8 protein-coding genes are annotated in these 13,187 nt (G+C 36.5%); all 8 read right to left on the bottom strand.

The annotated features are described in order from the left end of the window. Positions 1-43 precede the first annotated feature (43 nt). Positions 44-1,888: a RagB/SusD family nutrient uptake outer membrane protein gene (locus ACZIX2_RS13045; protein WP_463340537.1), complete on the bottom strand. Its 1,845-nt coding sequence runs from the start codon at positions 1,886-1,888 to the stop codon at positions 44-46. A gap of 3 nt (positions 1,889-1,891) precedes the next feature. Beyond that, positions 1,892-4,912, bottom strand: a complete 3,021-nt coding sequence (locus tag ACZIX2_RS13040) for a SusC/RagA family TonB-linked outer membrane protein (protein WP_463340536.1) — start codon at positions 4,910-4,912, stop codon at positions 1,892-1,894. A gap of 30 nt (positions 4,913-4,942) precedes the next feature. Further along, a complete protein-coding gene (locus ACZIX2_RS13035) occupies positions 4,943-6,100 on the bottom strand; it encodes a n-acyl-d-glucosamine 2-epimerase (protein WP_463340559.1) in 1,158 nt (385 codons plus the stop codon). Between the two features lie 54 nt (positions 6,101-6,154). Then, entirely contained in the window at positions 6,155-6,829 is a 675-nt protein-coding gene (locus ACZIX2_RS13030; RefSeq protein ID WP_463340535.1) for a GDSL-type esterase/lipase family protein, read from the bottom strand. Between the two features lie 15 nt (positions 6,830-6,844). After that, complete coding sequence (locus ACZIX2_RS13025) at positions 6,845-8,638, bottom strand: FAD-dependent oxidoreductase (protein WP_463340534.1); 1,794 nt, start codon at positions 8,636-8,638, stop codon at positions 6,845-6,847. Between the two features lie 24 nt (positions 8,639-8,662). Then, complete coding sequence (locus ACZIX2_RS13020) at positions 8,663-10,078, bottom strand: DUF5009 domain-containing protein (RefSeq protein WP_463340533.1); 1,416 nt, start codon at positions 10,076-10,078, stop codon at positions 8,663-8,665. Between the two features lie 31 nt (positions 10,079-10,109). Continuing rightward, a complete protein-coding gene (locus ACZIX2_RS13015) occupies positions 10,110-11,240 on the bottom strand; it encodes a glycoside hydrolase family 10 protein (RefSeq protein ID WP_463340532.1) in 1,131 nt (376 codons plus the stop codon). A 412-nt stretch (positions 11,241-11,652) separates the two neighbouring features. Further along, a complete protein-coding gene (locus tag ACZIX2_RS13010; protein ID WP_463340531.1) occupies positions 11,653-12,879 on the bottom strand; it encodes an ROK family transcriptional regulator in 1,227 nt (408 codons plus the stop codon). Between the last annotated feature and the right edge of the window lie 308 nt (positions 12,880-13,187).

Raw genomic sequence — 13,187 nt, 5'->3', positions numbered from 1 at the left:
GACTCTAACCACTACTTTCTTAAGGTGTACAAATTATAGCTTATTATTGTCCGTAGCCGTCGTTTTGAGTCAACCAAGGCGCTTTATTTCTTTCCACTTGTGGGATAGGCCATAAATAGAATTTGTCTTTCCAGTTGTTTGGTCTGTCTGCATCACGTTGACGCAATTTGCTTCCGTAAGCCCCGTATAAGGCCAAGTCATTCAAATCACGATCCGATCCTGCAGCACCATACGTAGGTACCATATCAGGGGTTACTTGAGTATAACCATCTGGGTAAGTATTAGTAGCAGCATTTACACCTGTTGCAATTGGGAAACCATACGTTTTTTCAGCATTTTCTAGGGCTGCGGTTCTCCATCTTCTCATATCGAAGAAGTGTAGACCACCTTCTCTGATCAATTCCACTTTACGCTCTCTACGTACCAATTGACGCAAACGTACCGGATCAGAAGAAGTAGTAGCTGGCATTCCTACACGGTTTCTTACTTCGTTAATCGCATTACGAACAGATCCGTCGATTTGACCTAATTCAATTTTAGCTTCTGCGTAAATTAATAAAATTTCAGCATAACGCATCAACAATACATTGTAAGTAGGTTCAGAAACAATTTCATCATCAAAGAAATTGTATTTTTTCCATAAATACCCTACCCCACTTTGAATATAACCATATTGCGCCACGGAACCCGTATAATCCAAATTTGTAATCGTCGATGGTGTTCCTGTAGCATCAAAAAAGGTAGTAGTAGGTTTATACAACTCCATTAAAATGTTTTGCTTTTTCCCTCCGTTATTGGCAATAATGTTGTCTTTGTGCGTATAAATAGTCATTTTCAAACGAGGATCTCTATTGGCAAATGGATTTTTTGGATCATAACCAGAACCTGGTTCGTCAATTCTTTTCCCGTTTGTCATTTCATACGTATCTACTAATAATTGCGTTGGGAAACGACCTGATTGGCCTCCAACAGTTCTTGCAATTTCGCCAAACGATTGATAGTGGTATTTTCTAGATGCTTGATCAGAATAGGCTAAAGCGAAAATATTCTCTTTTTTGGCCTCAGGAGTTAATTGACCTGCTCTAGTGAATAAATCACCAAACTTTGGTGCTAATGCTCTTCCAGATTCTGTAATGATTCTATTGGAAGCTTCAGCGGCGATGGCAAAATATTGATTGGCTTTGGCCAAATCTTTTACTCCTTTTTCACCAAAACCTTCTTTACACCATGAACCAGCATACAAGGCAATTCTGGCTTTTAACCCTAAGGCATACGATCTATCAATTCTACCAAATTCAGTAGCTTGCCAAGGTAAACGAGTACTAGCCTCCTCCAAATCATTCAATAAATAATCTACAATCTCTTTCCAAGGTTTTCTAGTAGCTCCTTTTTCCTCTTCTTTTGTTACTGGTTTGGTAAAGAAAGGCACATCACCCCACAAAGAAGTCAAGTAGTGATAGTGCGTGGCACGAATCACCTTCACTTCGGCTACGTATTGTTTGGCTCTCTCGCTTAAATCTGCCAAATAAGGTTCTGAACCTGAAATCACATTATTGGCTCTCGCTACCCCTTGGTAGAATTTTGCCCATTGCGACTCAACTACAAAGAAATTTTCAAGTTGCACATTATTTACTCCTATTCCACTGTTATCAGCACGCTCAATACCCATAGGAGTATACATGTCATAAAGTGTAAAAAACGGCAATTGGCTGCTTTCCATATACAAACTTTGGTAACATCCACTAGTTCCTTGTTTAATGGCGCCTTCCGAATTGTAAAAATTCGAGGATAAATAATCACTTAAAGGTTCTCTATCAATGTAATCGTCACAAGCGGTTAGTCCCACTATCAGACTTAATCCTACTATTATTTTATTTAATACTTTCATTGCTTAAAATTTAAAGTTAGCACCAAAGGTTACTGTTGTCATGATCGGATAGAATTCCCCTCCAAAACTTCCACCATAATTTACTTCTGGATCATAACCGGCGTAGAAATGACTGATAGTAAATAAGTTTTGTCCACTAATATAAAAACGAATGGCGTCCATTTTGGTTTTTTCAATAAAAGATTTAGGTAAAGTATACCCTATCATCACGTTTTTCAAACGCATATAAGCCCCATTTTTTACCCATTTATCCGAATCCACAAAGTTTATATCAGAATTCGCCTCGGGTACCAAAATTGGATATTCTGCATTTGGATTATCTGGTGTCCAAGTATCTAATTGATGGGTAAACAAGTTCGATCCGTTAAAGAAAGGACGTAAACCAATACCACTTAACATAACATCACGCTTTCCAACACCCTGGAAGAATACCGTAAAATCAAAGTTTTTATAATTCCCTGTAAGGTTTAATCCATATTCATAATGAGGGAAAGGATCTCCTAAATATACTTTATCATTTTCAGTAATGAGGTTAGGATTCAATCCACTTGGATCCATTTTAACATATTTTACATATCCAGGCTTAGCTTGACTAGAAATCACAGGAGAGTTAGCTACATCGGCTGCGTCTACATAATATCCATTAGTAATAAATCCCCAAAAGGCGTTCATTGGATATCCCACTGTCATCGAACGGTCAGAATAAGGTCCATATAATTTTTTCACTTCATTTTCGTTGTTACTCAAGGTAGCCGTCACACTAAAGTTGAATTCACCAATTTTATCTCGATAGGTTAAACTAGTTTCAAACCCTTTGTTCTGTGTATCTCCAGCATTTCTAAATGCAGGATTTAATCCTGTGTAATAAGGTACTGGATAAAGCAAAAGCATATCAAAAACATCTTTGATATAATAATCAAAAGTAGCATTCAATTTACGGTTGAAAAAGCCAGCGTCCAAACCAAAGTTGATTTGTCTCGATTTTTCCCAAGAGATGTTAGGGTTTGCCATAGTGGTTTGTGCCACACCCGGAGCAATTTGCTTGTCAATCCAATAACTATACCCAGGCTCAATGGTAGCAGCATAAGGATAGTTACCAATATCTTGGTTTCCTAAAGTACCATAGGAAGCTCTTAATTTCAAATCACTCACATATTTTTCAAGTGGTTCCATGAATTTTTCTTTTGAGATCACCCAACCCGCAGAAACCGATGGGAAAAACCCCCATTGATTGCCTTTTGAAAAACGAGACGATCCATCGTAACGACCGGTAGCTTCAAACAAATATTTGTCAGCATAGGTATAATTAAAACGGCTATAAAAGGAAGCCATAGCCCATTCACTCGCTCCTCCTGAGTTCGTAGCGGTTGCAGGATCTCCGTTATTTAAATAATAACGATCCAAATCAAATCTATTCTTAGATGCACTCAAGTCTTCAAAGTGATTGTCTTCCCCCTGATACCCCACCATCAGTTTTAAATCATGGGCATTCAACGTTTTAGCATAAGAAGCTTGTGCTCTAAAGAAATTACGAACATTTTGATTGTATGATTCTTGCACCAAATCTGTTGCGGGATAAAACCCTAGTGAAATCCCTCTTAATGAAGTATAATATGGCGTTCTTTTTAACGTACCTCTTCCTTCTGTATTTCTATAACTGTATTGTGCCAATACCTCGAAATCTTTAAATGGTGTAGCGGTTAAGGTTCCATTTAATAACAATTCTGGACGCTCAATAGTATTTCTACCGGTTGCTTCCGCATTCGCTACTGGGTTGTCCCCATTTTTACCATATCCCCATAACCCATCCAATTCTTTTACCGCAGAAAGCGTAGGTAACATATATAAGGATTTGTTGATGATTTGGGTTGGTGAAGAAAAACCAGGCACTACCTGAGTGGATTTACGGTATGAAATTTCACTTGAGAATTTCAACCACTCGTTTATTTTAGCATCGGTATTCAAACGTACATTAATACGTTTGAAGTTATTGTTTTCAATTAATCCGTCTTGGTGCAAAGAAGTAATCGCTCCAAAATACTTCACGTCCTCACCTCCTCCTGATAAAGTAAGGTTGTTGTTGGTCATGGCTGCGCTTTGTTTCAATGTAGCCGCTTTCCAATCGGTATCGTAACGGTTCCAATTATCCGGTTTGAAATTGCGTTGTTCGAATATCTCTTGCTCTCTAATTGCTCTTTGATCTGCAGGAATAATCGTTCCAATATTTTCTTCAGAATTCAATTTTGCCTGTAAATAATCAGCGGCTCTAACCACTTTTGGAGTATTGGTTGGAGTTTGTAGCGTCACAAACGAATCCACACTCATTCTCATTTTTCCAGACTTACCTCTTTTCGTAGTAATCAATACCACCCCATTGGAAGCTCTAGATCCATAGATAGATGCAGAAGCCGCATCTTTCAATACCGATATTGACTCTACGGTATTCATATCTACTTGGTTGATATCCATCTCGATTCCATCTACTAAAACTAATGGGAAAGTAGAAGAGTGTTTTGAACCGATACCACGTATACGGATATTCGCTCCGTCACGACCAGGCTCTCCAGAACCTTGTTGCACGGTTACCCCTGCAATTGTTCCTTGTAATCCGGTTGAAAGTGAGGCTACGGCTCTTTTACTCAATTCTGCACCTTTTATAGTACCCACAGCCCCTGTAAGGGTTTTCTTTTTCTGAGTACCATACCCTACTACCACTACTTCTTGCATCTGATTTGTTGAGGCAATTAATTTCACTGTCACAACATCTTTTCCTGATATTTCTACTTTTTTATCTTCAAATCCAACGAAGGAAACGAGGATATGAGTAGCACCTGCGGGTACTTTAATTTGAAATGCCCCGTCAAAATCGGCGGCTGTTTTTACATTGGACCCTGATACAGTAATGTTTGCCCCGCTCAAAGGCAAACCGGCTGAATCAACTACGGATCCTTTCAACGTTTTGGTCTGTGCATACATCCCGAGGGTACACAAACAAAACAAAAAGAAAACTAACGTTTTTTTCATAGCTATTGTTTATTGATTTTGGTTAATTATTTATTCTAAAGTTTTCCATAATTCGTATAAGCCTCTCGGAATGTGGAAACATCCTTTCCATTTGCCTCCTTTGGCTTCTAATAACGGTTGACCTTCTCTGGTAAGATAGCCAAACCATTCTCCATGATATTCTTGGTCTCTGAAATGATTCCAAGTGTAATCATGTAATCGAACAAACCACTCTTTGCACTTTTCGTTTCCAGTAAGTTTATAGGCTTTGGCAAACGAAATCATGGTTTCGATATGTACCCACCACAATTTTTGATTCCATTGCAACTCTTGAGTGGGGTGTCCTTTTATATCTAAGAAATAATAAATTCCGCCAAATTCTTCATCCCAACCAAACTCGGTAGTACGGATTAAAATCTCTTCGCATTTTTTGATTAACAACGGATTGTTGTAACGCACAGCTATGTCCATTAAAAACCACATGGATTCATTACCATGACCTGGATTGATGATTCTGCCTTCAAAACTGTCGCACAAATCGCCATTAGGATACACATTTTCCATGATGATACCTTTCTCTTTATTCAAAAAGTTAGTCATGATGTCATCTATTAAAATGGGTACCATTCGGTCTACGTTTTCTTTACCAATAACATCTTCTAGCAACAAGGATAAATTGCATAAAATCATGGGTAAAGAGAAATTTTTTAATTCTCTAGTTCCAGCATGGGCTTTATTCCATTTCCCTTTTGGATTGCTTTGTCTACTGATAATGTTATTATAGGTATTTACTGCAACTTCTTTATGAACAGGATCATGAGTTGCTTTGTATAACTCTCCAAAAGCCATAGCTGCAAAACAGTCAGAAAAAATATTATACGGTTCTACCAAAGGCTCTCCTTTTTGATTGAGAGAAAAATACCAGTTCCCTTTCTCATCTCGTCCATTTTTCAACAAGAAAGCAGCACCATGAAGTGCCATATCGAGCCATTGTTGTTTTTTCTCTACTTTGTTGTAAAGCATGGCAAAAGTCCACACTTGACGCCCTTGTAGCCAAATAAACTTGTCTGTATCATACACATTACCTTGTCGGTCTAAGCAAGTAAAGTAACCTCCCCATTCCTTGTCTACAGAATACGTTTCCCAAAAGGGAATTACTTCTTCTAGCAACTCTTTTTTGTATACTTGTGCATATTGAGATAAGTCTATCATTTCCATTCTTTCGCGTTGTTCTTTTGTTAACATATCTGATAGTTGAATTGTTTATATTGATTTTAGTTGTTCTGTAATTAAGCGAGCCCACAATTGATATCCTGTTCCCAAAAGATGAAGACCATCATTAGTATACTTAGCATCTAGCTGCCCTTTTTCGTCTAAAAAATGAGGAAATAAGTTGATGAAATGCATTTGGTTCTTTAGGGCCAATGATGCTAATTCCTTGTTGATTTGTTGCACTATATCCATTTTTCCTTGATGGTTTTTGAATGTGGTAAACGTCCCATTGGTAGGAAGTAAACTTTGGATATAAATAATTGTTTGGGGACTATCTGTTTTTATTTTAGTGAGTATCTTTTGATAGTTTTCAAGTATTCTAGCCGTACTATTGTTAATGGCTACATCGTTTATGCCAATCATTATGAACACTTTTTTAGGTTGACGTTTTACGATTTCGTCCAAACGATCCAATACACCTAACGTAATATCACCAGAAATCCCTCTATTGATAATATTTTGATTAGGAAAAAGCTCATCCCAATTACCACAATTGGTAATACTGTCTCCCAATAACACAACGGGCGCAGATTGACTCAAGGGCAAGGATTCAAACAGAGAACGTTTTTGATCATAATAGTAATTATGAAATACTTCCTTCACTTCTTGCGCCAAGCCAATATTGCTAAAGAACAAACCAAAAAATAAAAACACTATTTTTTTCATGGTGTACTAACTGAATTATTGTTTTAAAGCCCCCGCATGGTCTATAGCAAAAGCAAATGGATCTAAGGTTTTTTGTATCAATACTGCCAAATCTCTTTTATTTATGGGAGTGGCTGTATAGGGGGTTAAATTAGTAAAAGTTGCTCCTGCTTTCTCAAGTAAGACTACAGCTGCTTGGGCCGTTAAAATCTCTTGACTTTTCACAATCTCATTGCTTGCTTTGAATTGATGCAAGCCTTCTGTAAATTCTTGAACCGTAATAAAGGCCTCAGGGTGAAACCAAGTTCTGTTAGCCCATTTGTAATTTTCTCCTTTAGTTTTCAAGATTCCTGTGGCACATACTTTTTGAATAGCTTCAAAACTTTCTTCGGTAGGTTGCACATCAAAAATGGGAAAGATATACGCTTTTTGATCTAATAATTTTTGTTGCACTTGGCGTACGCTAACTTCTCTAACATTTTGATGGTCTTGTACCGCTAGTGCAGCTAACGTTCCAGCAGCTTGTCCTGTTAATAAAACAACTGGTTGCAAACGCGTAGCACCGTTGATTAAATTTGAAACCGAAATAGCTTTATCCGAAACGATTAACCCATCGACTTTCTCCGGAATCAAAGCTCCCAACGGGATGGAATAGGAAGGTACAGGTGGAAATCCCAAATCAGGAGCTTTTGGATTTTGTTTGTGGTGATGGTCCACTGGATAATCGCCTACGGATATACCAGTTTTATATAATGCTTCTTTTTGATTGTAAGGCTGAGCTACATGATTGTAGGTAAAAAAACTAACACCTTTTAGGCGACGACCTTCTCTATGATAAGGAGCATAAGCCAAAAGATCTTTGGTTTGGAATTCATCATCGGCCAAGCCCAAATGTTTGTATCCCAACTCGTGCTGAATGTAATACACAAATTGTAAAGTGTAATTTTTGGCTTTCTCCAATTCTTTGTTGCGTTTCTCGCGCGACATTTCGATAACATTCAAATAAATGTCGTTGCCTTTAGAAGGCCAATTGATCATGTATTTATTATTGGGGAGTTTTCCATAAGACAACATTTTATCACAGTCTTTAGGTTTGGTAGCGGTTTCAAAACAAGAACCTGCAAATTGAGCGGGATTGTAATTTTCTGGACGAGCAATAGTTTTATCCGCATTGGGTCCAAAATCTTTAAGTATAGCCACCCAAGTTAAATCTTGTACAATATCATTAGCTTTTTCAGGGGCATTGGTTTCTTCTGTCTCGCTTTTAGCGTCCATTCCCAATCGGTAAGCTGCCCCTGCCATTTTCAAACTTTCGCCAATATCAGTTGCATCAATGGTAACCTTAGCGGTAACTTCTAGCAATTGATTGTTCTCATTTTTAAATATAGCACCTGTGATTGTCTTACCTGATTTTTTAATTTTATGAAGGTAATACCCGTGAATAATTTCCAAGTGCTTTTCTTTTGCTGCCATCTCTTTAAAAATGGCATTTCCAACCGAAGGCTCAAAAAGGGTATTACTTACCCAACCCGTTTCTAAAGCTTTGGCCCCTCCATAATGTTTTCGCAAAAGATCTCTAAACTCATTCCAAATTCCTGAGTGCAAATTGTGATTGCCATCACAAGCACCTACACCTTGAATCGTAAACATCCCCCCTATCCATGGAGATTCTTCAACAATTAATGTTTTGGCTCCTAGTCTTGCCGAAGTGATTCCTGCTGATGTACCACTAGTGGTCCCACCTATAATTAATACGTCAATATTCTTCTTAGTAGGCACTTGTGCAAATCCTACAAAAACAAGTAATAAAGCTAAAAGGTTAATTTTCATGAACTATAATTTTTAATGATACAACTAGGTTCTCCAAAACCATTTTATTTTTGAAAAGAATACCGTAATCCCCACAGATAAAGCCGTTAACAAAACACCTTTCAATACCCCCATAAAAGGTCCTTGATTGAAAATTTCAAAATAATCAGTAAGTGTTATTAAGGTGAGCAATGGCATAACTACTAATGCATTGGCCACGTATGCTATCATGGGATTTTGTCCAGATAGGATCAAAAACTGTGTTGCTTTGGTATGTTTATAATAATCGAAAACGATTGAGAAAAATAAGACACCAAAAAATGCCAATCCAGAGGTAACAAAATAGTAACTATACGTAGAATCATCTTTTCGAATACCACCTTGATACGCTTCAAAAAACAACCCTAACATTAAGCAATAGGCCCCTGCAATGAAAAGTTTTTTCCATAACAACTCAAATCCAGTGGTGCTCATTTGTAAAAGTTTATATAAAACAATAAGAATACTAGAGGTAATAGCAAGATTTACAACTAAATCTCTAGAATACAAAAATGTCAAATTACAAATAATGAGCAGTACAGATAAAAGAGCTATACTATAGCCTTGAGTTCTTGCTAAAGGGGATGCTGTAGCTTGTTTTTCATCAATCCACTCTTTGATGTATTCGCCAGCTAGGCTGCCAGGTATTACGATAAACAAATACTTGAGATAATAAAATGAATAGGCCCAAGGTATCGGGGTAAACTCATATAGGGATTTCACCCAACCTTCGTTGGTGCTAGCGTGAAAAATAGCCAATACAAAAGGAAGCACCAAAAGACGTGCCCAAGGATTCTTGTAGGTAAACACATAAATGACACTCGCAAAAAAGGCCATATTAGCCAAAACGATGATAATAATATCACTAAAAGCTATTTCAAAAAATGGATTTTTCTTACCTTCATAAGTAAGGCTATACATTATAAGCCCTCCAATTACAAAGGCCGAAACCCGAATCAGACCCGTTATCCTTGTGCCAAAAGGGTAGGCCATTAAGAATGGTAATCCTTCTTTCAAAAACATTATAAACAAAAGACCAAAAGCAAAAAGCGATAGTAAACATGCCTGTACGTCCATGGTATCACTTATCACAAAAGGTTTCATGTGTTGAAAAAAGATAGCAAAAAACACCAATTGAGCTGCTCTTTTTAAAGAATCCCAGCATAAAACCCAGTTGCTTTCTCCTTTTTCAATTCTAGATCCTAACGAAAAAGGGAAAGCTGCCCCCATAGAAAACAAGAAAAAAGGAAAAACTAAATCTACCCATGTAATGCCATAAATCGTAGGATCAAATTGGTGCTGTGGTACTTGGGCGTGCGCCATCCAATTAGGCAAATGAGTCAATACCATTTGTCCTGACAAAATCATCGTAATAATAGCAAAACCTCGTAAGGCGTCTATAGATAAAGCTCTTTTCTTCATTGGAATGGATTTTTAAAGTACAACAAATCTCTTACTTGTTTTTGGCATACTCTTTAGAGAAATAGTCTGGATACGCTTTCAATCCTTCATAAAAGAAGAAGGACTCTCCTTTTACTCCAGCTTTCCTATTGGCTTTAATCATTGCTTTCAAAAAGTCCAAAGATGGGTTAATACCATTAACCTGTAATAATACTCCTGAGTAGAATTTATTTTTTTGATTTTTCTTTAAAAAATCTACTTGCGACTTGAGCGTAGACTGATAACTTTCTATAGTTTTACGATATACTTGTGGAATCACATAATCACAATAACCTTTATCCAACCAAGTTGGCCAATCTTGTAGATACTCTTCTTTGGCCCATGGATGAATACTTGGAGCCATACTCACTATCATATTAGGTTTAATCTGTTTTACTTCGCGGTATAGTTCTCCTAAGAACTGGGTGAGTTTATCCGCTCTCCAAGTCAACCATGCGGCATCTTTGTAATTATTAGGTGGAAGCTGCCCCTGATGTTCATTTTTGTACAAAGCTACAGTATACTCATCGTAGCCACCAATGGAAGGCATTGCCGGTAAACGATCATCGCCTTGAATTCCATCTACCTCGTAACGAGAAACCACTTCTAAAACCAAAGATTTTACAAATTTCTGTGCATCTGGATGCAAAGCATTCATCCATTCAAATCCATTTTTAGAAACCAATTGCCCCTTATTATCTATGGCTTTCCATTCAGGAAAACGTTTCAAAATTTCACCGCCATTTTCACCAAAAGAAGAGGCAAAACCAAACTCAAACCATGCATGAACTTTAATATGCTCTTTATGCCCTTCTTCTATCATTTCTTGCAAAGGATCTCTATCTCCGAAACGCTCAATGATGGGAGCATTAAACAATTCTTTCATGACAGTACTAGGATAAAGCGTTCTCCCACGGTTCCATACTACCATATAAATATCTGTAATTCCGGAAGCCTTACACAAGGCAACCGCCTCTTTGATTTGCGCACGTGAATGCAACGCATTTGAAGCCACATTAGTAATCCATACTCCTTTTAAGAGGGTATTGGATTTGCGTTGACCGTATAAAGCTAGAGAAGAAGTAAAGCAGAGTATCCCAACAGTCAGTGTAAATATTCGAAGGGCTATTTTAAATTTGGTCATAATAGAACTTTAATTTTATCAAATATATAAAATTTACAAATACAGTTACATATAATAAATTATTTTAATAACATTTTGTTTATATAACAAAGTGTTAATTTATAGATAAATTCTATACTAGCTCAAAATGAAGGATAAAGCACTAGAAATCAACACAAAAAAAAGAGCACGATCTTGTATAAAACTACAATATCGTGCTCAAAATTCAAAAAAAATGTGATTTTACATCTAAAAAATCGTAACAAAAGAACAATTATGAAAAGTAAAATTTAAACTTTTGTAACAATGAGAATTAAATTTAAGAAAATCTAAGTGTTAAAAATTAACAGACAATTAGCATGATTAACTTAAAACATTGAATTTAACAACCTTATTTAATATATTTTTTTAAAAACATATCCCTCTCCTAATGCTATTTAATTAATGCCAATAGCATCTTCTCTTTTACAATACAACAAGCTCCAATTACTCCTGCACGATGGCCTAAACTCGATTTTTTTAACTTCATGTCGCGATTAACTAAACCGAGTGAATGTTTTTTTAACGCAGATTGAATGGGTAATAATGCATAATCCCCTAGTTTTGAAAAATCACCACCAATTACTAATAAATCGGGATTGAAGATATTTAAAATTATCGACAGATACCTTCCTAGTTTTTCACTTTGTTCTGTTACAAGATCTACACAAAGGCCGTCCTCCAAATTCACAGCCCCTGCTATGATGTCCAAATGTTGTAAATCCAAATTATCATTTAACACTACTTTTGATTGCTTACCCTGTCCTACAGCCTTTTTAAATTGATTAACCAATGACCATCCAGATATTTCAGTTTCTAAACATCCTAATTTTCCACATTGACACATAATTTCATTATTGAACAATGTACTGTGCCCAAATTCACCTGAGTATCCTGATTTGCCATAATACAACTTACCATCGGTTACAATCCCAATGGCTACTCCCCAGCTATAATTTAAAAAAATGACATTCTGTTCGTCATCAACAACCCCTTGACGGTATTCTCCAAAAGCCATAGCTCGGGTATCATTCTCTAAATGTACCGGAAGCCCTAATTGCTCAGAAATAATTTCCGAAAGCGGGCGATTTTCACTGAAAAAGAAATTATAACTAAATCCTTCTTTAGAATTAATTCTACCCGAAAAATTTATACAAACTCCAGCTATCAAGTTTTTCTCTACAAAACTATTATCTATATAGGTATTGATTAAATTACAAAACTCCAATAAAGACTCAAAGCTATTTTTAAGTGAGAAAGGAATTCTTAAATCAATATTCGTAAATTCATTTTTAATATTCTGTATGCCAATAGAAATTGTATTTCTTCCCACCTCAATCCCCATAAAAAAAGCACAAGTAGGATGTATACTGTATTGCGAAGGCCTTCTCCCTCCACTATTGGTAATTTTACCCATATCTAATACAGTGCCTTCAGCTAACAATTCATTGACTGCTTTAGTAATAGTTGGTACACTTGATTGTAATTCTGAACTAATTTCAGCAATAGTTGCATCACCCGAGGATAGTAAATGTTTTACTATGGCTTGACGCAACATGTGCCACTTTTGACCAGACAAACTAGTATCCTTACTACTAGTTAACAATTCTCTAATATTCATGTGCTTAGTTTTTTCTATTAAACAAACTTAAGTCAAATTTCCAAATATTAAATAGACTTTGATAAGATATTTCACGTAATTCAATTAAATGTGCCTCATTTTACTTAAAAAACCAAAAGAAAATCGCATAATACAAATCATACAATTGAAATTATTCCAACTACGCGCCCTGGCTTATCCCAACTAGTTTAAAACAAATAACCCCCACAATCAAAAGGTAAAGGGGTTTTAAAGTATCTAAAAATATGGCAGTACTCCCGAAGTCCCGGGACGCTGGCGGGGTAACTTCACTTTATGGACTATATTTT

Source organism: Flavobacterium riviphilum, assembly GCF_055231795.1.
This window is presented reverse-complemented; position numbering and strand designations above follow the sequence as displayed.